The sequence below is a fragment of the Calidithermus timidus DSM 17022 genome (assembly GCF_000373205.1).
GTDB classification, from domain to species: Bacteria; Deinococcota; Deinococci; order Deinococcales; family Thermaceae; genus Calidithermus; species Calidithermus timidus.
Map to the genome: position 1 here is coordinate 466,146 of NZ_KB890687.1, position 19,746 is coordinate 485,891.

Sequence of the window (19,746 nt, forward strand, 5' to 3'; positions counted from 1 at the left end):
GAGATAGACTTGCTCCATGCGGGCCAGGTCCTACTTGTTCACCCTCTACATGGAACATCTCTACCCCGAAAACCGGGCGTGGGTGGGCGACCTGATCCGCTGGATGGAGCTGTTGGAGTTCTCCGAGCCCGCCGTGCGGGCCGCCGTCTCGCGCAGCGTCAAACGCGGCTGGATCATCCCCGAGCGCAGCGGGCGCAAGGCCTACTACCGCCTCTCCCCCCGCGTGGCCTGGCAGGTCGAGCAGGTACGCTCGCGACTGTACAGCTACGGGGCCCCTTGGGACGGGCAGTGGCGCGTGCTGGTCTACGCCGTACCCGAGGCCAAACGCACCGTGCGCGACCGCTTCCGCAACGAGCTGGTGCTGTTGGGCTACGGCACCCCCGCGCCTGGGGTGTGGGTCAGCCCCAACGGCAGCCTCGAGGCCGCCCGCGACCTGGTGGGCTTCTACGGCCTGCAAAACTACGTCGAACTCTTCCAGGGCCGGCGCTTCTCCAGCACCGACCCCGTCGAGCTCATCGAGAAGTCCTTCGACCTCAAGGCCGCCCAGGTGCGCTACCGCACCTTCCTGGCCCAGCCCGATCCCAAAGCCCAGACCCCCGAGGAGGCCTTTGTCGAGCTCACCCGCCTGGTCCACGAGGCCCGCAAGCTGCTCTTCCTCGACCCCGGCCTGCCCCCCGAGCTCACCCCCTCCGGTTTCCTGGGGCAGCGAGCCAAGGAGCGTTTCCTCCAGCTCTACCAGGCCCTCTCCCGCAAGGCCAGACCGCTGCTGGCGAGCGCGGCGGACTGAGTTCACCCGAAACGCGGTAACGCTGCCTTCACGCCCGCTTCACTGACCTTTGGGGCGCGTTTTCACGGGTCGGGTGGCTATACTCGAGCCCATGAGGTTCACCGAGACCCCTCTGAAGGGCGCCTTCGTGGTCGAGCTCGAACCGCGCGAGGATTTCCGGGGCTTCTTCGCGCGAGCGTACTGCGAGCAGGAATTCGCCCAGCACGGCCTCCCCGAGCGCTTCGTGCAGGGCAACATGTCCTACAACCACAAGAAGGGCACGGTGCGCGGGCTGCACTACCAGGTGCCCCCGGCGCTGGAGGCGAAGTTCGTGCGCTGTATCGGCGGGGCCGTCTTCGACGTGATCGTGGACCTGCGGCCCGACTCCCCCACCTACTTGCGGTGGTTCGGTCTCGAGCTCAGCGCCGCCAACCGCAAGGCCCTGTATGTGCCTCCCCTCTTCGCCCACGCCTACCAGGCCCTCACCGACGGGGCCGAGGTGTTCTACCTGGTCTCCGAGTTCTACACCCCCGGCACCGAGCGCGGCCTGCGGCCCGACGACCCAGCCCTCGGCATCAGGTGGCCCCTCCCCATCGAGGTGATCTCGGAGAAAGACAGGTCCTGGCCGTTGCTCGAGTGCTAAAATAAAGAACATGAGACAACTCGTCGTAGCTTTAGCTGGGCTGGTTGTCCTCAGCGCTTGCGTGCCCGTAGCGGTTTTGCGTACCCCACAGCCGGTCAGCGGCGAAAGCCTCAGCATAGGGTTCAGCGGGCTGCTCAGCAGTGGTGGAGGGGTGGTCCTTCCCGTGGCCTACTATGCCAAGGGCGACGGCGAGACCGAGTACAACCTCTCGGCCCAGGCTGGCCTGCGGCTGGGGATCAAGCAGCGCCTCACCGATTCGATCGGCCTCGACGCGGGCCTCACCGTTCCCTACGTGCTTCTCTCGCCGGGAACGGCGGGCATCCCTTTGGTAGTCGACCTGGGCCTGCTGATCGGGGTGGACAAGTTCTACCTATCCCCCAGGGTCGACTGGATCGGCTTTACATTCAACGGCCAGGCCGTAAGCGGTCTGGTCTATCAGTTCACGGGCGGCTACGCCTTCGGAGATTTCCTGCTCGAGCTGAGTTATCTGGATTCTTTCCAGGGTGGTGGGGGGGTCTTCAGCATCTCTGGAGCCTGGAAACTGCTTTGATGTGCGCTTTGCTCAACCCGGCCTTCACTGTTTCCCGGACGCATTCCCGAACCGCTCGCGCAGGCTTTTGAGCCGCTCGCGCACCCGCTCCTCCCAGCCCTCGCCGGTGGCCTCGTAGAGCTGGGTGGGGGTCATGGTTTCGGGCCAGTAGGGCTGGGCGAAGCTGCCCTCGGGGTCGTCGTGGTAGTAGGCGTACTTCCGCCCATAGCCCAGCTGCTTCATCAGGCCGGTGGGGGCGTTGCGCAGGTTGAGCGGCACCGGGGCGTCGGGGTGTCGGCGGGCTAAGTCCTGCGCTTTCTTCCAGGCGAGGTAGACCGAGTTGGACTTGGGGGCCAGGGCCAGGTAGACCACCAGCTCGGCCAAGGCCAGCTCGCCCTCGGGGCTGCCCAGCAGTTCGTAAGCGTCCTTGGCCGCGATGGCCAGGCGCAGGGCCAGCGGATCGGCCAGGCCGATGTCCTCGGCGGCCATGCGCACCAAGCGGCGGGCCAGGTACAAGGGGTCGGCGCCGCCCTCGAGCATCCGGGCGAAGTAGTAGAGCGCGGCGTCTACGTGGCTGCCCCGCACGCTCTTGTGCAGGGCCGAGATCAGGTCGTAGAAGGCTTCGCCGCCCTTGTCGAAAACCAGGGTCTGGCTGCCCAGCGCCTCCCTGGCGGCCTCCAGGCTTACCCTCCCGTGTCCGAGTTGGGCAGCCAACTCCAGCGCCGAGAGCGCCCGTCGGGCATCCCCCAGCGAAGCCTGGGCGATCAACTCGAGGGCCCCGCCTTCGGCCTCGACCCCCGCCAGGCCCTCGGGGTGGCTGAGGGCTCGCTCGAGCACCCGCCGGATGGCCCCCTCGCCGAGCGGCTCGAGCACGTAAACCCGCGCCCTCGAGCGCAGGGCCGGGTTGACCTCGAAGCTGGGGTTCTCGGTGGTGGCCCCGATCAGGGTCAGCAAGCCCGACTCCACGTGGGGCAACAGCGCGTCCTGCTGCGACTTGTTGAAGCGGTGGATCTCGTCTAGGAAGAGCACCAGCCCCCCCACCTCCTGGGCCCGCGTTACGGCCTCCTTGATCTCCCTGACCCCGGCGTTGACCGCCGAGAGGGCGATCATCTCCCGCCCAACCCCCTGCGCCAGCAGGCGGGCTAAGGTGGTTTTGCCGCTGCCGGGCGGGCCCCACAGCAACAAGGAGGAGAGTCTGCGCGTCTCGAGCATCCGCCGCAGGGGCTTACCCACCCCCGTGAGGTGCTCCTGGCCCACCACCTCGTCGAGGCTACGGGGTCGCATGCGTTCGGCCAGAGGGCTCATTGGGTCAAAGCATATCGCCTGGTGCGCCCGCTTCCCTGCCCAAGGGCCTCGTGAGGGCTACCCGAGCCCGAAAGTGTAGATGATGCTCATGTAAGACTCAGAATGCCCTATGCTGGAGGGGATGCCCTGGTTGTATGCCGTGCCCTGGATTCTCCTGCTGCTGGGGATAGCCCCCTTGTGGTTCTATCCCCAGCGGGATGTACTGTACCCGGGACTGGCCTACCTGATAGCCGCCCTCATTCTCACCGGGGTCGCCAGCCTCTATAACCGCACCCCCGCGGGCGCGCTGGTGCGGCTGTGTTGGGTGCTGGGCCTAGGGCTCATGGCCTACACCCTGGCTACCTACGCGTCGCTGGGTCTGACCGTACTACCGGGTTTTTATGAAGGCACAGCAGCAGCGGCGGCTTTGGGAGCGGGGATGGCCTTGCTGTGCGGACTGTATTTCCTCCAGCGGCGGGAGACCCCACCCCTGCCCAGCCTCCGGCAGGAGAGCTACCGTGAACGCGGCGGAGCCATGAACCGGGCGGCCCTGATGGCCCTGGCCCCTAGCCTCGAGCCCCTGGCCGCCGCACGCTCCATGATGCTGCTGATGCTGCAAACCCCTCCCGACCAATCCCCAGAACCCATCATGCAGACCCTGCGCGGCCCCGACTTGGTGTTCCACCTGGGCGACGGCAGGTACTTGCTGATCCTGCAAGAGGGTGGCCCCCAGGCCGTAGCGCCGGTGTTCAAGCGCCTGAAGCAGAATCTCAACATTCAGGCCTACGCCGCCCTGCCCTACGAGGGTGGGCCTCTGGATAAAGCTCTGGGGCAGCTCGAGGCCGAGCTCGAGCACATCTACCTGACGCAGCCTGGGATCTAGAGCGGCTTCCCTCACCTGCGCCTATACCGCCGTCGGTCGAGCGCGCTCGAGGAAAGCCTCCTCCAGGCCGTCCATGCCCAGCACCTCGCCCAGGGCTCGGAAGAAGGCCTGGTAATGTTCCTCGCGGGCACTCTCGCCCATCAATCCCAGCCGTAAGACCTGTCCGGCAGTGGGACCGATGCCTCCGGCCACCGACACCCCCCGCTGATAGAGGCCCTTGCGGATTTCGGCCTCGCTCCAGCCTTGGGGCGGGCGTACGGTGAGCACGGTGTACAGGCGGGCTTCAGGGGCAGCGTAGGCGCTGAAGCCCAGCTCCTCCAGCAGCGAAAGCACCTGGCCGTAGAGCCGCCTGGCCCGCTGATAGCGCTTTTCCAGCCCCTCTTCCAACGCCAGGCGCAACGCTTCCTCGAGGGCGAAGTGTAGCAGCACCGGCGAGGTGCAGAAGTAGCCCTCCTGCTCCCAGTAAACCGCTACCCGCGTCAGGTCGGAGTACCAGCCGGGCACGTGGGCCTTGCCCAGTCGCTCCCGCCCCCGCTTGGAGAGGGCGAAGGGGGCTAGACCGGGCGGGGCCGAGAGGCATTTCTGGCTGCCCGTGAAGGCATAGTCCACACCCATCTCGACCATGGACAAGGGCATCATGGCCGCGGTGGTGACGGCGTCGAGCATGAAATAGGCCCCATGCTCGCGCACCAGGGCCGCAATCTCTGCTGCGGGGTTGATCACCCCGGTACTGGTCTCCCCGTGGACCAGCGTCACCAGTTGGTATTGGCGCCGGGAAAGGGCCTCGCGCACCGCCTCGGGATCGATGGGCTGGCCGGGCTCGGCCCGCAGCACGGTGTAGTGCATCCCGTAAGCGTGGGCGATCTCCACCATGCGCTCGCCGAAGGTGCCGTTGACCAGCAGCAGCACCGCGTCACCCTGCGAGGCCAGGTTGGTGAGGCCGGCCTCCATCCCCAGGCTGCCCGAGCCCGGCATGGCCGCCAGCAGAGCGCCCTCTCCCGCGCCAAAAAGCGCCTCGAGGTAACCCCGGATGCGGCGGTTGGTAGCCAGGGTTTCGGGGTCGAGGTGGCCGCGCATGGGCCTGGCGAGCGCTGCTTGTACCAGAGGGTGGATGGGGGTGGGACCGGGGGTCAGCAGGACCATATCTCCTCCGAGGATTCACCGCCTCGAGCCTGGGCTGATGAGGGCTTCATCTTCACGGCAATCACCTTCAAAACGAAAAACCCCCCGCTGGGCAAACCCCGACGGCCTCATGCAGCGAAGCATGAGCGCCGTTACAGGGTAGCTCGCGCGGAGAGTCGCATCTGCTCCGACTATAGCAGGCAGTAGTGAGATGTGTAAAGTGCTCAAGACACTCACACGGCGTCCAGCGCCTGGGCGTATTCCTCCGGCCCTCGAGTCTAGCCTTTAGTCTGCTAGACTAAACTTCGATGAAGGACTATTACGCAACCCTGGGAGTGAGCCGGGAGGCCAGCGCAGAGGAGATCAAGAAGGCCTACCGAAAGCTGGCCTTGAAGTATCACCCCGACAAAAATCCGGGAAACAAGGAGGCAGAGGAGCAGTTCAAGGCCATCAACGAGGCCTACTCGGTGCTCTCCGATCCCGACAAACGGGCCAACTACGACCGTTACGGCACCGAGGCTCCCCAGATGGGTGGCTTCCCCGGCGGCTTCGGCGACGTCTTCGACCTCTTCGAGCAGGTCTTCGGCTTTCGTTCTCCCAGCGGCCCAGGACGGGCCCCGCGTGGGGAGGACCTCGAGGCCACGGTGGAGCTCGAGCTCATCGATGTGCTGCACGGGGCCGAAAAGGAACTCATCTACCAGCGCCTGGTGCCCTGCGAGGATTGCTCAGGCCAGGGGGGCAAGCGGGTGAGTTGCAGGAGCTGTAGCGGACGCGGGGTGGTCGAGCAGGTGCAGCGCACCATCTTCGGCAACATGGTGACCCAGAGCACCTGTGGCGTCTGCCGGGGCCGAGGCTACACCATCAGCGAGACCTGCCACACCTGCAAGGGCCAAGGACGCCTCAGGCGCGAGGAGAAGATCAAGGTGCAGATGCCCGCGGGCATCGACGAGAACCAGCTCCTGCGGGTTTCGGGCATGGGCAACCTAGGGCCCGGCGGCCCCGGCGACCTTTTCGTGCGCCCGCGCATCGCGCCCCATCCTCACCTCGAGCGCGAGGGCCCCCACCTGATCTACCGCCTCAAACTGGGGCTGGCCCAGGCCGCGTTGGGAACCAGGGTGGCGGTGCCGGGACTCGAGGGCGACATCCCCCTCGACATTCCTCCCGGCACCGGGCACGGCGAGGTGTTCGAGATGGAGGGCCAGGGGCTCCCCTACGCCGGAAGACGGCAGCGGGGCAATCTCCAGGTTGTCACCGAAATCGCCGTGCCCCGCAACCTTTCCGACCGGGCGCGCAAGCTTTTGCGGGAGTTCGCCGAGGAGAGCGGAGAAGAGGTCGCCCCCGAGGGTTTCTGGGATAAGCTGAAGCGGGTTTTCAAAGGATAGACAGCCCAGATGAGAGCGTGCTAGGCTGAGGCATCTGGGCTTAATGGGGTAGCCCCTGAGGCAATGCAGCACCCCGTCACCCGGATGGAGCCTCGCCCCACAGGCGATCGCTCGGCAAGTGAGGAGCGGTATGCAGAAAGGCAAAGTGAAGTGGTTCAACGCCGAGAAGGGGTACGGGTTTATTGAGCGCGAGGGGGACACCGACGTTTTTGTCCACTACAGCGCCATCAACTCCAAGGGCTTCCGCACCCTCAACGAGGGGGATGTGGTGAGCTTCGAGGTGGAAGCTGGTAAGAACGGCAAGGGGCCTCAGGCGGCTAACGTGACCGTGCTCGAGCCCGCCAAGCGGTTCTGAACCTCCCATCTAAACCCCGAAATCCCTGGTCGTGCGCCAGGGATTTTTAATCCCATCCAGATCAACCTGAAGGTGGGCAAGCGTTTTTGATGCCCCGCTCCCTTAATTTTATCTTTGCCGATCCGACCGGCCTTGCCACGGGGTCGCCGCCATGGCTTATAACCCAAATCTCAAGAAAGCGCGCGATAAAATCTAGGCGAGCTATGAAAATCGTCTCATGCCTTCATTTTCGCCCTGCGCAGCTCGCATCAGCCCCGGAAATTCACCACCTGTACTCGAATAGCCCAACCTATTTCCACCTCATCGGCATGGAAGTGCCCACCCTCTCGGACGTGGAGCGGGAGTTGGAAGTCCTCGAGCAGGATCCCCGCCGCAGGGTGTTGCTGCTCGAGCGCGACGGCGAGGTGGTGGGCTACCTCGACTACAAGCTGCCCTACCCCGAGGAAGGAGCGGCCACCATCAGCCTGCTGCTCATCCGCGAAGACCTGCAGGGTCAGGGGCTGGGGGCCAGGGCCCTGGGCGAACTCGAGTCTCAGATCAAAGGGCAGGTGGGTCGGTTGTTCGCCGTGGTCTATGGCGACAATCCGGCGGCGCGCCGCTTCTGGCTGCGCCAGGGCTTTGCCCACCTGCGCGACGGCGGGCCGTCGCTGAGCTGGTACGTCAAAGAGCTGATCTGATCGACCCTTGACGCTGAGTCCTCGAGCCTAAAGACTCTTCTCATGGAGCTAGGGATTCGCGGAAAAATCGCACTGGTAACTGGTGCTTCGCAGGGAATTGGACGCGCAATTGCGCTGGGGCTGGCCCAGGAAGGGGCCAGAGTGCTGCTAGTGGCCCGCAGCGCGGAAAAGCTCGAACATCTGGCACAGGAAATCAAGGCGTCTGGAGGCGAGGCCAAGGCCATCCCCACCGACCTCGGCAAGGGCGAGGAGGTCGAGGGGCTGCTGGCCCAGATCCAGCACCTCGGCCCCATCGAACTCTTCCTGGCCAACACCGGCGGGCCCCGCCCCTCCCCGGTCCAGGAACTCAACCCCATGGATTTCCGCCAGACCGCCGAGAACTTGCTCTACCCACTGATCCGACTGGTGGAGGGCCTGCTGCCGGGCATGAAGGCCCAGGGCTTCGGGCGAATCCTGGCCATCACCTCGCTGGCGGTCAAGGAGCCTATCGAGAACCTCGCCCTCTCCAACACCCTGCGGGCTGCCGTGACCGGCTACCTCAAGACCCTCTCGCGTGAGGTAGCCGCATACGGCATCACCGTCAACGCGCTGGCTCCGGGCTATACCCTCACCGAGCGGGTCGCCGAGGTCTTCGAGTACCGCGCAAGGCAGCAAGGGACGAGCCTCGAGGCTGCCCTCGCCCAGCAAGCCCAGCAGATCCCCGCCGGACGCCTGGGCCGGCCAGAGGAGATCGCCGACGTGGCTATGTTCTTGCTCTCGAGCCGCTCCAGCTACCTGACCGGGCAGACCGTGGTGGTGGACGGGGGTTTCACCCGGTCCTTGCTGTAGGCGCTCATTTACGCAAGGCCGCTCCCTTCCACCGGGCTGATCATCACGGGGGGTCACAAACACGGTTGCGGCCATGTCTGCCGTTCCATCCCCCAATTGTGCATTGGACACTTGAACCCTCTGAACCTTGGGGGCAAAGGTAAAGGTACCTGAAACTCAATCCTCCTTCAGGGAAGGGAGGTGAATGATGGGCACTCAGATAATGGTAGCTCGGATCATTGGGGTGGTGCTGACCCTGGTGGGCTTGGTGGGGTTCTTCAGCGGTTCCAGCCTCCTGGGATTCGGCATCAACGGCCTGCACAACGTGGTGCACCTGGCCAGCGGGTTGATCGGGTTGTGGGCCAGCTACGGCGGTTGGGCAAAGAGCTATAACCAGATCTTCGGGGTTATCTACCTGGCTGTGACGGTGCTGGGCTTTATCGCTCCCGGCTTCATGACCAGCCTGCTCAACGTCAACATGGCCGACAACATCTTGCACCTGGTGCTGGGCGTGGTGCTGGCTTATGTGGGCTTCATGATGCGCGAGCCGGCCAAGGCGTGAAATCACCGGAGCTCGGCTCGAGCAGCGCTCGAGCCGGGTGGTTTTATGTTTATACCGGATTCAATAAAGATAATCCCCCAAAGCAAAGACCTTCAGAGGCTATTTTTGGAATCCTAGAGCGCCCCCTTCGGGGGCGGCGTCCCCATTCGGGAACGAACTGAGCGAACTTCGAGGCCGAAGGGCGGGGGGGTAAAGTGCGGGTATTTGCTATCTTGAAGCGCTCTGGGAAGGTCTACGATGCCGCAGGCGCATCAAATAGAGAACTTCTGGAACCAATGGTGGTCGGAGAAAACGCGGGTTGGGTTCGGTAAAGGCCCTAGCGCACCGGGTGGGCCGAAGGCTCGGGCAGCGGCAGCGGGCTTATAAGCTCGTTTTGCCGCACAAAGGCCTCCATGAAGCGGCCCAGGATCAGCATCTGGCTGTGGTGGGCCCGGGCCGCCTCGAGCTTAACCTCCACCTGCTTGGGGCTCAGGTCCACCCGCTGCCAGGGGAGGCCCCGGCCCCTGGGGGGAGGCTCGAGGGGCAGGTTCTTGTGCAGCCCCTTGGGCAGCGGCCACTCCAGCCCGCCGTGCACAATCCAGAAGCGGGCCTTGCCTAACTCCTTGCGCTTGCCCAGGAGGCGCAGGGCCAGGTCGCCGGTGGCTCGGTGGTCGGGGTGAGCGTCCAGAGGGCTGGGGGCCAGCACCACCGTGGGCTGGATCGCGTCGAACAGCCTTTCCAGGTCGCGCTCGAGGTTCTCGCCGGTGTAGGGCGCTCCCGGCGAAAGGGTACCGGGGTAGGGCACCCGGTCTACCCCGGTGTGGGGAGCGGTGAAGGGATAGTAGTAGTAGTCGAGGAAAAGCCGCAAAAGGCCCTGGTCGGGGTAGCCCAGAAAGCGCAGGTGGGCCTGGGGAATCCCCAGCACCCGGGCCGCCGTGCGGGCCTCGTTCATGCGCTGCCGGCCCAGCTCGAGCATGGCCGTATCGCCCGGATCCGGGGTGCGTCGCAGGAGTACCGCGTCCCACTCAAAGCCGTCGCCGCTGGTGAGCCAGGCTATGTAGACCGCTGCCCCGGCGGCCACGGCCTGCTGGAGCATCCCGGCGCAGCATAGGGTCTCGTCGTCGGGGTGGGGGGAGAGCAGCAGCACCCGGTCGGTGGCCGAGAAGGCCGGGGCCTGGGGCAAAGCCGCCACCTTGGGGGTGTAGCTGAGCTGGTAGAAGAGGGCGGTGAGGCCGGGCGCGTTGATGGCCAGGGCCAGGAAAAGCAAGACCACTAGCAGTCCGTAGCGCTTCTTGAACCGTCTGCGCACAGACCCATCGTACCTGCCTATGGCAGGGGGAGGGCCTCGAGGGCTACCGGATTCGCCAGCAGCAGCGGAACAGGCTCACCGGCCCGCTCATAGGCGTAGCCGATGCTCTGCCAGAGCGCTTCTTCGTCCTCGTCGGTAGGGTTGGCGAGGTAGATCCAGCCGGAATGGTGGGGGTGGGGCCGAACCGCCAGGGTGTGGAAGCGGCAGCCGGGATGGGGCAGCAGGCCGTAGGTCGTCCCGCCCGACTCCACCACCTCCAGGAATAGCGCGCCGGGCTTGTGGGGGGAGCCCCGGTAAAAGCGCTCGGTGGGGCCTTCTATCTCCGTTTGCACCCCTTTGAGGCTATGGGCCAGGTGCAACAGGCGCTCGTTCAGGTCGAACATGGCGGCCTCCTTTGGCCCGACTCTGCCTCCGAAGGGTAAAGGTGCTGTAAAAGTTGGTAAAGAAAGCACAAGGCTTTTACCCAGCTTTTACCTTCTGCGCCTAGGCTCCTTTCCAACCGAAAGGAGGTGGGTTCTAGGAGGACAAAAACAGGCATTTCGGCGATCAGCGCAGGTCTATGCAGGAGGTAAAGATGAACAACCCTATGCACCGCAGGACTTTTTTGCAGAGGGCCGCGGGGGTGCTGGCTGCGGCGGGGGCGCTGCCGTGGGTGAAGGCCCAGACCTCGAGCCAGGCCTCGGAAGCCCTGCCCAGCTTTACCGGCCCCCAGGCCAACCCGTACTGGAATGGGGTCAACCCCTTCGTGGTCTACCCCCAGAAGCTGCCCCTGTTGCGCCTGACCGACCGGGGCATCCAGCTCGAGACCCCCAGGCAGTACTTCCGCACGGCCTTCACCCCCAACGAGGCCTTCTTTGTGCGCTACCACCTCGACCTGATTCCCAACAGCATCGACCTCTCGAGCTGGCGCCTCAATATCGAGGGTAACGTGGAGAAGCCCCTATCCTTCTCCATGCAAGACCTGCTGACCCGCTTCAAACCGGTCTCCGTAGCCGCGGTGAACCAGTGCTCGGGCAACTCCCGCAGCCGCTTCCAGCCCCGCGTAGCCGGGGGGCAGTGGGGCAACGGGGCTATGGGCAATGCCCTGTGGACGGGGGTGCGGCTGATGGATCTGCTGCAAGAGGCCGGGGTCAAGCCGGGCACCGTGCAGCTCCAGTTCCAGGGCCTGGAGCGCGGGCCGGGCCCCGAGGGCAAGGGCTCCAACGCCTTCATAAAGTCGCTCGACTGGAACGACCCGGTGCTGCAGGAGTGCCTCGTGGCCTACCAGATGAACGGCGAGCCCCTGCCCATGCTCAATGGTTTTCCGGTGCGGCTGGTAGTGCCGGGCAAGTTCTCCACCTACTGGATGAAGCACCTGACCTGGATCCGCGCCCTCACCCAGCCCGACGACAACTTCTGGATGGCCACCGCCTACCGCATCCCCGATACCCCGCGGGGCAACACCACCCCGGCGGATGTGGCGGCGGGTAAGGTGAAAACGGTACCCATCGGCCACGTGAACATGCCGGTGCGCTCCTTCATCGTGGATCCCGACGGCTCGAGCAAGCTGGTGGCGGGCTTGCCGGTGGAGATCCGTGGGGTGGCCTTCAGCGGGTATGGCCGGGTCACCAGGGTGGAGGTCTCGCTGGACGGGGGCAAGAGCTGGCGGGTGGCCCAGCTCGGGGAGTACTACGGCCCCTACGCCTTCCGCACCTGGAGCTTCCAGTGGAAACCCACCCAGCCCGGACGCTACACCCTGGCGGTGCGGGCCACCGACGAGAAGGGCAACACGCAGCCCGACGAGCCGGTCTGGAACCCCGGCGGCTACCTCTGGAACCGCATCGAACGGCAGGATGTGGTGGTGGGTAGGGCCAGCTAGGAGGAGAGCATGAAGCGCTACTACTGGATGTTGCTGGTGTTGCTGGGGGTCTGGGTGATGGCTCAAGACTCGAGCCTCCCCGGGGTCAAGGAAGAGGGCAACTACACTCAGGGCACCCTGGGGCAGGTCTTGCAGCCGCTCCCGGTTGCCAACGCCCAGCCGGACGGGGTTTACAGCGTGGGGGCTTGGCCGCTCTACACCCCGGAGCTGGCCGATGGGCCGGGGAAGGAGCTGGTGATGGGCTACTGCCAGGTCTGCCACAGCAGCACCTACATCACCATGCAGCCGCCCCTGCCCGCAGCCACCTGGGAGGCCGAGGTGCAGAAGATGATCAAGACCTTCGGGGCCCAGATTCCCGACGACGCCGCCAAGCAGATCACGGCCTACCTCCAGGCCCATTACACGCCGGAGACCCGCAAGCAGTAGGTGCCCCAAGGTGCCGCCCTGATCAAGCGGATTCTCTTTCTGGAGGGCACCCCCAACGTGGCCAAACTGGGCGAGATTTGAATTGGGGCCAGCGTGTCCGATATCGTACTCAACGACTACGACGGGGAGTTGCTGGGGGTGCGGGGGTACAACCAGACCATGGCCCTGGCCGCCGAGGTGGGCGACAACGGCACCCGCGAGATACTGGCCCGCATCCTCGAGCAGGAGGAAGCCCGCATAGACTGGCTCGAGGCCCAGCGCAGCCTGCCCAACTACCTGCTGGCCCAGGCCGAGGGCTGAGGGGGCTCCGGCTCGGCAAAGCGGCCCGGTCGCACAGGAAAAGCCGTTGGGGGCTCCCCGCGGAGCACCCGCCCCAGGGCTTCACCACGAACACCAGCAACTCGGTTTGGGCCAGCGCTTTGGGGGTCAGGGTCACCCGTTGGGGCGGGGGCTTGGGGGCCTGGTAGACCGGGGCCCCCAGGGTTTCCATTCCCAGGGGAGCCCTTGACCCTCCTAGGGCTCGCCGGCGAGCGGATGCGCGCGCATAAACGCCCGCGGTGCAAATGCCACCCCCTGGACGGTTTGCGGAGGCTACCTTGGGGGTAGGAGGTCGCCGAGGGTAGCGGTGATGCAACAGGATAGGCCGGCTTTTAACCCCCTAGAAGCTACCCAGGGCTTGATGGTAGCTTGCACCGACCTGGAAGGCCGCTACACCTACGCCAACCCAGCCTATTTGGCCTATACCGGGCTGAAGGCGCCCCCCATTGGTGCCTCGGCGCTGGAGCACGTGGCAAAAGAGGACCTCCCCCGGGTGATGGATACCGTGAAGCAGGCCCTGGAACACCCGGGGCAGGCCTTCTGGGTGGAGTTCAGCAAACCCCTGCGGCGGGCCTGGAACCGCAGCCGCTGGGAGTTTGTGGCCGTTTGCGACCAAGCGGGCAAGCCGGTGGGCCTGCAGTGCGTGGGCTACGACATCAGCGATGCCTACCGCCAGGGGCGTTTCCGGGAAGCCTCGCTCGAGCTCTTATCCGCTGGCCTAAGGGAGGAACTGCACCCTAAGGAGGTGTTGCAGCGGGCCCTGGACGCGGCTTTGGCGGTGGTGCCGGCGGCCCAGGCCGGCAGTGCCACCTTGCTAGGCCCCGACGGACGCTTTCACTTTGTGGCGGCCCGCGGCTACGACCTGGCCGCGCTCGAGCGGGTTTCCCTGCACCCCGGCGAGCCGCTCTCCCTCAGCCGGCACATCCAGGCCAGGGTTTTCACTCAGGACGACATAGCCGCTTTCAACGCCCGGCTTGACCCCGAGCGGCGGGGTCTGCTCGAGGGGCCAGGCCGTTCCAAGGAGATCCAGGCCATGCTGGCCACCCCGGTAGTGGTGGGGGAGCAGCCGCGGGCCTACCTCTACCTCGACCATTTCCAGCGCCCCGATGCCTTTGACGAACTGGACCTGCGCCACTTAGAGGGGTTGGCCCACCACGTGGCCTGGCTGCTCTACGGTGAGGAGCTGCGGGAGGCGTTGCGCTTTAGCCGCGACCACCACTCCCAGACTGGACTGCCCAACCTACACAGCCTGCAAGAGCAGCTCCTAAAGCCGCCGCGAACCCGCCGGGCCCTGGTGGCGCTGCGCTGCCGCTCGCTGGAGCACCTGCGGCGGCTGGAGGGGGAGACGGCCTACCTTGCCGCGGTGCGCGAGATAGCCCGGGCCATCCAGGCCGACCTGCGGCTTTCCGACCGGTTGGCCTGGGAGGAAGGTACCTTCTGGCTGCTCTTAGAGGGGGTGACGGAGGCCGAGGAGGTCTATGCGGTGCTGGGGCGGCTGCAGGCCGGGGTAAAGGCTGAGCTGGCTGATCGCTGGCCCCAGCTCGACTTCATCCCGCGGATTGGGGTGGCCCTGGCCCAGCCAGGGGTGTCCTCCCCCGAGCTGCCCTGGGCCGCCGAGCTGGCCCTGGAGCAAAACCCCCAGCCCGGCAGGGTGCGTTTTTTCGACCCCGACCTCGCCCGCCAGACCCGCGAAACCGATGCCCTGCGCCACGCCCTAGCCCAGGCCCTGCGGCCTCTGCCGGACTCACCGGAGGGCTTCACCCTGCACTACCAGCCGATTTTTCACCTGAGCGAGCGTCGGCTGCACCACTTTGAGGCCCTGTTGCGCTGGACCCACCCCGAACTGGGTCAGGTCTCCCCGGGAAGGTTCTTGCCCCTGGTCGAGGAGGAGGGGTGGATGCCCGAACTGGGGGACTGGGTGCTTAGGACAGCGGTGGAGCAGGCGGCCCGCTGGGGGGTGGCGGTGGCGGTGAACCTGGCCGGAAGCCAGCTAGAACCCGGGCTCCCCGACCGGGTGGCGGCCCACCTGGCCCGCCACCGGCTTGCCCCAGAGCAGCTGATCTTCGAGGTCACCGAGGGCATAGCCTTGGAAGAAACCAGCCTACACCTCCTTCAGGCCCTGGCCGAACGGGGGCATCCGCTGCACCTGGATGACTTCGGCTCTGGGATGTCCTCCCTCGAGCGGATCGTACGCCTGCCCTTTGCGGTGATTAAACTAGGCCAGGGCTTTATGACCGGCCTGGGTTCCCTCCCCCAGGCCCATTCCCCCGAGGCCCGTTTGCTGCACGCCCTGCGGGGGCTGGGGGAGGGCTTGGGGCTGGAGATCATCGTGGAGGGGATCGAAAGCCAGGCCCAGCTCGATTTCCTGATAGCCGAGGGCTTTTCCTTGGGCCAGGGTTACCTGCTGGGGCGACCTGCCGCTCCCGAGGAAGCCGAGAGTCTGCTTAGAAGGAGGAGTGGTTGAGGCATTTGTCGCATCCGGTGATCGCGTGGGGTTCTTTTGCCCTCAATCCTCCGTGGCGCTTAGCGATATTGAGCTGCTCGGCCCCGTTTCGCACGCTCCGATGGTAATGGCTGTACTCGGGCAGTCGCAAGAACAAATCTCGATCAAGAGATTGACGAGTCTCTAAAAAGCGCGAGCCAAAGAAGAACCGTGCCGTGAGCTCTTGAAAAGAACCCGGTCAGCCCGGTACTTCTGTACGATGTTTGAAGTCGTACAGCATAGCTGACCGCCTCTAGGGCAATGGGAACAAGGATATGTGCTAGGACTGATGGAGTTAGAACACAAAAGCCCCAGCGCCATAGCCGCCAGTGAAGCGATAGGGTATAGCCCCAACTATAGCTGCCGGTTGCTGAGACAAGAAAGCAAACCCCACGACTTTAGCCAAGCCCGTCGTTTGCGAGAAGCACCTCAGGGGTGGTATCTGGGGGTGGACTTGGTTCCCGTTGAGATGAACCAGGATACCCTGCGCGGAGGGCTGCCAGCCCGCTAACAACCCCTCGGCCTCGGCGGCCTTCCCCATCGCCAGCAAAGCCAGGGCAGCGGTTCGAAGCTCCCTTTGCTGCCGGGCTAGGGAGAGGGCCTCGGCGTAGCGGCCCTGCCGGTAGAGGGCCAGGGCATTCATGGGGGGAGTATAGCCCAGACCGGTTCGGAATTAGAGGCCGGGCCTCACCTGACGGATGAAGTTCCCAGGGCTCAGCACCCGCAGGGGGAGGTCTTCCCGCTGCATCAGGGGGCCAAAGTGGCACAGATCGCCGGTGATCAGAATTTGGGCTTGTGCCTGGAGGGCTGCTTGCAGTACCGGGTGGTCTTTATCGGATAGCAATTTGAACAGGGTTTTCAAGGGCTCATTGGAGGGCGGGTCTGTTCCTTCTGGCTCTGCCACAAGGTGTACCCGCTGCATCAGCAAAGGAAGCCGGGGTGCGGCCTGAGGGCGTTTGCGCTCGAGGTTGAACTCCGCCTCCAGCCAGCATTGCAGGCTGGTACATAGCTCGAGCCGCCCCCGCTCGGCCAAGAGCCAGATCAGCCGGAACACCTCACCCCCCAACGCCGCCGAGAACAGCACGTTGGCGTCCAGGAACACCCGCACTAAAGCCCCCAGGCCTTGCGGAAGGCGACCAGCTCGGCCTCGCTCGCCTCGGCGGCCCGGTTGAACTCCTCGATGCGCTCCTCGGTGTAGGCCTCCAGGGGAAGCACTCGGGCGGGTTCCAGCACCACCCGGCCTTCCTCCACCCGCAGCAGCAGGGCATCTCCGGCTTTGAGGCCTAGGGCTTTGCGTACCGAAGCGGGCAGGGTGATCTGCCCCCTAGAAGAGACTTGGGTGATGATTTTCATACATTCAGCATAACAGCAGATCAGAGGAACAGATCGGCCCCATTGTGCCCTCACCCCAGGCTCCGCCGATACGTCAGCGCCTCGGCCAGATGGGCTTCCCCAATCCGCTCTGAGCCCGCCAGATCGGCGATCGTCCTGGCTACCCGCAGGATGCGGTCGTAGCTGCGGGCAGTCAGGGCCAGGCGCTGGGTCGCGGCCTGCAAGAGGGCCTCGGAAGAGGGAGAAAGCGTCGTGTGTCGCCGCAATTCGCGGCCAAGGAGTTCGCTGTTGAGCTTGCCCTGGCGGGCTTTCATCTTCTCTCGGGCGGCCAACACCCGCTCCCGCACCACGGCAGTGGGCTCCCCTTCGGGGGCGCGGGCGAGTTCTTCGGGAGTGAGCCTGGGCACCTCTACCACCAGGTCGAAGCGGTCGAGCAGGGGGCCGGAGATGCGGCCCACGTAGCGCATGCGCTGGCTAGGAGTGCAGGCGCAGGGCCTCTCGGGGTCGCCGAACCAGCCGCAGGGGCAGGCGTGTGCAGGGCAATCGGGGTATTCCCGCTCAGGTGGGGTACCTTCTGCCCCGCAAGAAGCCGGGGCCGTCGGGGAAAGGAGAGGTTCGGGTTGCCCTGATTGAGGAGCACCACCGGACAGGAGCCAGTGCCCGCAGCCTGGCGAGGAAGTATGGGGTGAGCAGCGGGACGGCCTGGAGGTGGGTATACGGGAAGCGCACCCGGCCCCGCCGGTTACCCGACCCCCACTACCCCTATCCCCTACCCGATGCGCTATGGCAGCGGTTAGCGCCCCTGATTCAGGGCAAAGGCAAGGGAGCCCCTCCCCGCTACGCCAAGCGCTCCCTCGTGGAGGCCATCTTCCTGGTGCTGCGGGAGGGGCGGCCCTGGGGGGATACCCCTCCGGGTTACCCACCGGGGAAGATGGTCTACTGGCACTACCGGAACTGGATCAGCCGGGGGGTGTGGGTGGAGGTGGAGCGGATGCTGGTAGGTTATGCGCTCTCCTCGCCCCGTCCCGCTGATACTTCTTCCAGCACCTCCTGAAGGGGGTGGCAGAGCGCCACCAGCCGCGGCTGGATCTCCAGAAGGATTTCTTCGAGAACTTTGTGCCCCAGGCGAGGTATGGAGGCGTACAGCAGGCCGAGGGCCCGGTCTTCCTGCTCCAGGGCCTCGAGCGCCACCAGAGCTTTCTGGATATTCTCTTCCAGACTTTTGGTCTCCTCGAGCGCTTTGCGCAGAACAGCCTCAAGCCGCCCGCGTCCTTGCGGCCCGAGCAACGGCTCAGCGCTCACACGCCACCCCGTCGCCGTCCCGATCCAGCCCCTTCCGGTATCCCGGCTGCCCCCGGTAGATGGGAGCGGCCCCAGCCGCGCGGGCCTCGGTGCAATTGCGGTAGTAGGCGCTGGTCGGATCGGATCCCCGTGGCGTACCGGCGGTGGGCGGGTTGGCCGGGTTGCTGCGGTACTCCCAGGGTGGCTCAAAACTCCCCTGCCAGATGCCCCGCCGGGCGGCCTGGGCTTGCCTCTGGCTGTCGAGGTACACAGCCCCGCCGTAGCGGGTGTAGGCCATCGCCCAGCCCTGCTCCACCAGCCAGCGGTTGACTTCGGTGCCGCCCACGCTGCACACCGCCACCATGCGCCCGTAGCGGTCGGTGTCTTTCTGCTCACAGTGCACGGTGCGCTGCCCCAAGAAATCGGCCAGGGCAAAAGCCGCCCGCCGGCCACAGGGCCAGGGCTTCCCGGCCGCGTCCAGGCAGGTCTGGCTGCTCTCTACGGAGTCCACCCCCCACAGGCGGATGCGCACCCCCTGGATCTCCAGGGTGTCCCCGTCAATCACACTCGAGCGGCCCACCAGGATACTCTGAGCTAGAGACAACCCCACCAGGGCCAACAACAAAACAAACCAAGGTTTCATATCTCCAATCTCAATCGCCAGTTGCTCAGCAACTGCGCCAGTACCCGCTCACATAGGTGCCGTTTTTGCGGTAATAGCCGTTCACCCAGCACTTCCCTGAGCTGGGCACGGCAGGAGCGGGGCTGGCGGCAGGGCTTGTTGCCGGGGTGGGTTCGGCGGTGAGGCTGCGAGGCCGGTAGACCCAATCTGGGACCCGGACCACCGTGGTCTTGCCCGCCTCGAGCAGCAGGCTCTGGGTGAGCCGCACAGCACCGTCGTAGAAGGTGACGTAGTACAGGCCCTCTTCCAGCCGGGACAGGTCGCGCACTGGCTGGTTACGAGCATCCCACAACAGCACCAGGTAGGTGACGCCTGCCAGGTTGAGCTCGAGCCCGGCCCTAGCCGTGTAGTTAGCATCCTGGGCCAGGGCCGGTGCCTGCAGCCGGGTCTTTTTGCCCCGCTCGACACGGAAGCTCACCCGTGTAGTACGATAGCCCGGCTTGCTGTATGTGGCGAAGTACTCCCCCGGCGACAGGTCCAGGGTTTCCAGCACCCGCCCCTGAGGGTCCTCCAGTACGGTATAAGCTCCCTGCGGCCCGGCGTCGAGCTCCACATCGGTCTCCCCATCAGTGGAGGATAAGGGAACAGGGGCTTCGGCGGCGCCCCCACTGACCCGGGCTAGCGGGAGGGAGGGGTTAACCTGGTTGTCCACCGTGGTCAGGATCGAATCCGTCGAGCCATTCAGCGTTAGGGTGAGGTTCCAACCTGGGCCTGCCAGTGCCACGATCCAGCGCTCCAGTGGTGGTACACCTCCCACACTCCGGGCGGTCTCTCTGAGCAGTGCACCCAAATCAGCAGCCGCCTGGAGGCGCTCCAGATCGGTGCGGTCGGTCTGGGCTAGAACCACCACCCCGGTGCCGGGTATCGCCTGAGCCAGCAGGCGGGCCTCCGCCCCCAAGTAACCCTGCAGGTTCTGGGCCAGCAGTTCCGGGGTGCCTTGGCCCCAGGCCAGGCTAAGGAGGGTGAGCAAAACTACAACCAGCAAGGACAAAGAGCGCATCGGGCCTCCTTCGAGGGAAAATTCGCTTTATGCCATAATAGTATCCCAGCTTCCCCGACCTCTTCGAGA

General features: G+C 65.4%; 24 protein-coding genes and 1 pseudogene. 14 read left to right on the top strand and 11 right to left on the bottom strand.

The window, feature by feature from the left end; all coding sequences use genetic code 11:
* The first annotated feature begins 16 nt into the window (after nt 1-16).
* From B047_RS0102230 to B047_RS0102240, 3 genes are all read left to right on the top strand, one after another.
* Entirely contained in the window at nt 17-787 is a 771-nt protein-coding gene (locus B047_RS0102230) for a PaaX family transcriptional regulator (RefSeq protein ID WP_018465334.1), read from the top strand.
* Between the two features lie 91 nt (nt 788-878).
* Entirely contained in the window at nt 879-1,409 is a 531-nt protein-coding gene (gene rfbC, locus B047_RS0102235) for a dTDP-4-dehydrorhamnose 3,5-epimerase (RefSeq protein WP_018465335.1), read from the top strand.
* 10 nt (nt 1,410-1,419) lie between these two features.
* Nucleotides 1,420-1,959 carry a hypothetical protein gene (locus B047_RS0102240; protein ID WP_018465336.1) on the top strand — a complete coding sequence of 180 codons (540 nt, stop codon included), beginning with the start codon at nt 1,420-1,422 and terminating at the stop codon, nt 1,957-1,959.
* Between the two features lie 24 nt (nt 1,960-1,983).
* On the opposite strand, the gene B047_RS0102245 is transcribed toward B047_RS0102240, so the two are convergent.
* Nucleotides 1,984-3,243, bottom strand: a complete 1,260-nt coding sequence (locus B047_RS0102245; RefSeq protein ID WP_018465337.1) for a replication-associated recombination protein A — start codon at nt 3,241-3,243, stop codon at nt 1,984-1,986.
* 121 nt (nt 3,244-3,364) lie between these two features.
* Here B047_RS0102245 and B047_RS0102250 point away from each other — a divergent pair, with 121 nt between their 5' ends.
* A complete protein-coding gene (locus B047_RS0102250) occupies nt 3,365-4,105 on the top strand; it encodes a hypothetical protein (protein WP_245533677.1) in 741 nt (246 codons plus the stop codon).
* A 21-nt stretch (nt 4,106-4,126) separates the two neighbouring features.
* On the opposite strand, the gene B047_RS0102255 is transcribed toward B047_RS0102250, so the two are convergent.
* A complete protein-coding gene (locus B047_RS0102255; protein WP_018465339.1) occupies nt 4,127-5,248 on the bottom strand; it encodes a pyridoxal-phosphate-dependent aminotransferase family protein in 1,122 nt (373 codons plus the stop codon).
* Nucleotides 5,249-5,535: 287 nt separating this feature from the next.
* Between B047_RS0102255 and B047_RS0102260 the strand changes: the two genes are divergently transcribed.
* From B047_RS0102260 to B047_RS0102280, 5 genes are all read left to right on the top strand, one after another.
* A complete protein-coding gene (locus B047_RS0102260; RefSeq protein ID WP_018465340.1) occupies nt 5,536-6,609 on the top strand; it encodes a J domain-containing protein in 1,074 nt (357 codons plus the stop codon).
* A 130-nt stretch (nt 6,610-6,739) separates the two neighbouring features.
* Complete coding sequence (locus B047_RS0102265) at nt 6,740-6,964, top strand: cold-shock protein (protein WP_018465341.1); 225 nt, start codon at nt 6,740-6,742, stop codon at nt 6,962-6,964.
* A gap of 203 nt (nt 6,965-7,167) precedes the next feature.
* On the top strand, nt 7,168-7,641 hold the full coding sequence (locus B047_RS0102270) for a GNAT family N-acetyltransferase (RefSeq protein ID WP_026234505.1): 474 nt from the start codon (nt 7,168-7,170) through the stop codon (nt 7,639-7,641).
* 42 nt (nt 7,642-7,683) lie between these two features.
* Complete coding sequence (locus B047_RS0102275) at nt 7,684-8,469, top strand: SDR family oxidoreductase (RefSeq protein ID WP_018465343.1); 786 nt, start codon at nt 7,684-7,686, stop codon at nt 8,467-8,469.
* Between the two features lie 187 nt (nt 8,470-8,656).
* Nucleotides 8,657-9,010: a DUF4383 domain-containing protein gene (locus B047_RS0102280; protein WP_026234506.1), complete on the top strand. Its 354-nt coding sequence runs from the start codon at nt 8,657-8,659 to the stop codon at nt 9,008-9,010.
* Nucleotides 9,011-9,326: 316 nt separating this feature from the next.
* On the opposite strand, the gene B047_RS0102285 is transcribed toward B047_RS0102280, so the two are convergent.
* Nucleotides 9,327-10,298: a PIG-L deacetylase family protein gene (locus B047_RS0102285; RefSeq protein WP_018465345.1), complete on the bottom strand. Its 972-nt coding sequence runs from the start codon at nt 10,296-10,298 to the stop codon at nt 9,327-9,329.
* A 17-nt stretch (nt 10,299-10,315) separates the two neighbouring features.
* Nucleotides 10,316-10,681: a hypothetical protein gene (locus B047_RS0102290; RefSeq protein ID WP_018465346.1), complete on the bottom strand. Its 366-nt coding sequence runs from the start codon at nt 10,679-10,681 to the stop codon at nt 10,316-10,318.
* A 191-nt stretch (nt 10,682-10,872) separates the two neighbouring features.
* Here B047_RS0102290 and B047_RS0102295 point away from each other — a divergent pair, with 191 nt between their 5' ends.
* From B047_RS0102295 to B047_RS0102310, 4 genes are all read left to right on the top strand, one after another.
* Entirely contained in the window at nt 10,873-12,156 is a 1,284-nt protein-coding gene (locus tag B047_RS0102295; RefSeq protein WP_026234507.1) for a molybdopterin-dependent oxidoreductase, read from the top strand.
* A gap of 9 nt (nt 12,157-12,165) precedes the next feature.
* Nucleotides 12,166-12,582, top strand: a complete 417-nt coding sequence (locus tag B047_RS0102300; RefSeq protein ID WP_018465348.1) for a cytochrome c — start codon at nt 12,166-12,168, stop codon at nt 12,580-12,582.
* A gap of 93 nt (nt 12,583-12,675) precedes the next feature.
* The gene (locus B047_RS16055) at nt 12,676-12,882 is read left to right on the top strand and encodes a ferritin-like domain-containing protein (protein ID WP_018465349.1); all 207 of its coding nucleotides are present in this window, start codon (nt 12,676-12,678) and stop codon (nt 12,880-12,882) included.
* Nucleotides 12,883-13,210: 328 nt separating this feature from the next.
* The gene (locus tag B047_RS0102310; RefSeq protein ID WP_018465350.1) at nt 13,211-15,364 is read left to right on the top strand and encodes an EAL domain-containing protein; all 2,154 of its coding nucleotides are present in this window, start codon (nt 13,211-13,213) and stop codon (nt 15,362-15,364) included.
* A gap of 313 nt (nt 15,365-15,677) precedes the next feature.
* Here B047_RS0102310 and B047_RS0102315 read toward each other — a convergent pair whose 3' ends face one another.
* The 4 genes and pseudogenes from B047_RS0102315 to B047_RS0102330 form a co-directional block, all read right to left on the bottom strand.
* Entirely contained in the window at nt 15,678-16,025 is a 348-nt protein-coding gene (locus tag B047_RS0102315) for a hypothetical protein (RefSeq protein WP_018465352.1), read from the bottom strand.
* Between the two features lie 30 nt (nt 16,026-16,055).
* The gene (locus B047_RS0102320; protein WP_018465353.1) at nt 16,056-16,490 is read right to left on the bottom strand and encodes a PIN domain-containing protein; all 435 of its coding nucleotides are present in this window, start codon (nt 16,488-16,490) and stop codon (nt 16,056-16,058) included.
* On the bottom strand, nt 16,490-16,735 hold the full coding sequence (locus B047_RS0102325; RefSeq protein ID WP_018465354.1) for an AbrB/MazE/SpoVT family DNA-binding domain-containing protein: 246 nt from the start codon (nt 16,733-16,735) through the stop codon (nt 16,490-16,492). The genes B047_RS0102320 and B047_RS0102325 overlap by 1 nt, the downstream gene beginning before the upstream one ends.
* Nucleotides 16,736-16,785: 50 nt before the next feature.
* Nucleotides 16,786-17,241, bottom strand: a pseudogene (locus B047_RS0102330) (magnesium chelatase subunit ChlI family protein); the annotation flags it as partial.
* Between the two features lie 5 nt (nt 17,242-17,246).
* On the opposite strand from B047_RS0102330, the gene B047_RS17410 reads away from it, so the two are divergent.
* A complete protein-coding gene (locus B047_RS17410; RefSeq protein WP_084784912.1) occupies nt 17,247-17,768 on the top strand; it encodes a transposase in 522 nt (173 codons plus the stop codon).
* On the opposite strand, the gene B047_RS0102340 is transcribed toward B047_RS17410, so the two are convergent.
* Genes B047_RS0102340 through B047_RS0102350 form a run of 3 tightly spaced genes read right to left on the bottom strand, consistent with a single transcriptional unit; the run spans nt 17,717 to nt 19,677 of the window.
* Nucleotides 17,717-18,016 carry a hypothetical protein gene (locus tag B047_RS0102340; protein ID WP_018465357.1) on the bottom strand — a complete coding sequence of 100 codons (300 nt, stop codon included), beginning with the start codon at nt 18,014-18,016 and terminating at the stop codon, nt 17,717-17,719. The two genes, B047_RS17410 and B047_RS0102340, sit on opposite strands and share 52 nt — an antisense overlap.
* Nucleotides 18,006-18,638: a thermonuclease family protein gene (locus B047_RS0102345; RefSeq protein WP_026234508.1), complete on the bottom strand. Its 633-nt coding sequence runs from the start codon at nt 18,636-18,638 to the stop codon at nt 18,006-18,008. Before B047_RS0102345 ends, B047_RS0102340 begins: the two co-directional genes overlap by 11 nt.
* A gap of 25 nt (nt 18,639-18,663) precedes the next feature.
* Complete coding sequence (locus B047_RS0102350) at nt 18,664-19,677, bottom strand: hypothetical protein (protein ID WP_018465359.1); 1,014 nt, start codon at nt 19,675-19,677, stop codon at nt 18,664-18,666.
* Nucleotides 19,678-19,746 lie beyond the last annotated feature (69 nt).

What these genes read in the sequence shown, in the direction of transcription:
- B047_RS0102230 (WP_018465334.1), top strand. Translation starts at nt 17, where the DNA reads ATGCGGGCCAGGTCCTACTTGTTCACCCTCTACATGGAACATCTCTAC.
- rfbC (WP_018465335.1), top strand. Translation starts at nt 879, where the DNA reads ATGAGGTTCACCGAGACCCCTCTGAAGGGCGCCTTCGTGGTCGAGCTC.
- B047_RS0102240 (WP_018465336.1), top strand. Translation starts at nt 1,420, where the DNA reads ATGAGACAACTCGTCGTAGCTTTAGCTGGGCTGGTTGTCCTCAGCGCT.
- B047_RS0102245 (WP_018465337.1), bottom strand. Translation starts at nt 3,243, where the DNA reads ATGAGCCCTCTGGCCGAACGCATGCGACCCCGTAGCCTCGACGAGGTG.
- B047_RS0102250 (WP_245533677.1), top strand. Translation starts at nt 3,365, where the DNA reads ATGCCCTGGTTGTATGCCGTGCCCTGGATTCTCCTGCTGCTGGGGATA.
- B047_RS0102255 (WP_018465339.1), bottom strand. Translation starts at nt 5,248, where the DNA reads ATGGTCCTGCTGACCCCCGGTCCCACCCCCATCCACCCTCTGGTACAA.
- B047_RS0102260 (WP_018465340.1), top strand. Translation starts at nt 5,536, where the DNA reads ATGAAGGACTATTACGCAACCCTGGGAGTGAGCCGGGAGGCCAGCGCA.
- B047_RS0102265 (WP_018465341.1), top strand. Translation starts at nt 6,740, where the DNA reads ATGCAGAAAGGCAAAGTGAAGTGGTTCAACGCCGAGAAGGGGTACGGG.
- B047_RS0102270 (WP_026234505.1), top strand. Translation starts at nt 7,168, where the DNA reads ATGAAAATCGTCTCATGCCTTCATTTTCGCCCTGCGCAGCTCGCATCA.
- B047_RS0102275 (WP_018465343.1), top strand. Translation starts at nt 7,684, where the DNA reads ATGGAGCTAGGGATTCGCGGAAAAATCGCACTGGTAACTGGTGCTTCG.
- B047_RS0102280 (WP_026234506.1), top strand. Translation starts at nt 8,657, where the DNA reads ATGGGCACTCAGATAATGGTAGCTCGGATCATTGGGGTGGTGCTGACC.
- B047_RS0102290 (WP_018465346.1), bottom strand. Translation starts at nt 10,681, where the DNA reads ATGTTCGACCTGAACGAGCGCCTGTTGCACCTGGCCCATAGCCTCAAA.
- B047_RS0102295 (WP_026234507.1), top strand. Translation starts at nt 10,873, where the DNA reads ATGAACAACCCTATGCACCGCAGGACTTTTTTGCAGAGGGCCGCGGGG.
- B047_RS0102300 (WP_018465348.1), top strand. Translation starts at nt 12,166, where the DNA reads ATGAAGCGCTACTACTGGATGTTGCTGGTGTTGCTGGGGGTCTGGGTG.
- B047_RS0102310 (WP_018465350.1), top strand. Translation starts at nt 13,211, where the DNA reads ATGCAACAGGATAGGCCGGCTTTTAACCCCCTAGAAGCTACCCAGGGC.
- B047_RS0102315 (WP_018465352.1), bottom strand. Translation starts at nt 16,025, where the DNA reads ATGAATGCCCTGGCCCTCTACCGGCAGGGCCGCTACGCCGAGGCCCTC.
- B047_RS0102325 (WP_018465354.1), bottom strand. Translation starts at nt 16,735, where the DNA reads ATGAAAATCATCACCCAAGTCTCTTCTAGGGGGCAGATCACCCTGCCC.
- B047_RS0102345 (WP_026234508.1), bottom strand. Translation starts at nt 18,638, where the DNA reads ATGAAACCTTGGTTTGTTTTGTTGTTGGCCCTGGTGGGGTTGTCTCTA.
- B047_RS0102350 (WP_018465359.1), bottom strand. Translation starts at nt 19,677, where the DNA reads ATGCGCTCTTTGTCCTTGCTGGTTGTAGTTTTGCTCACCCTCCTTAGC.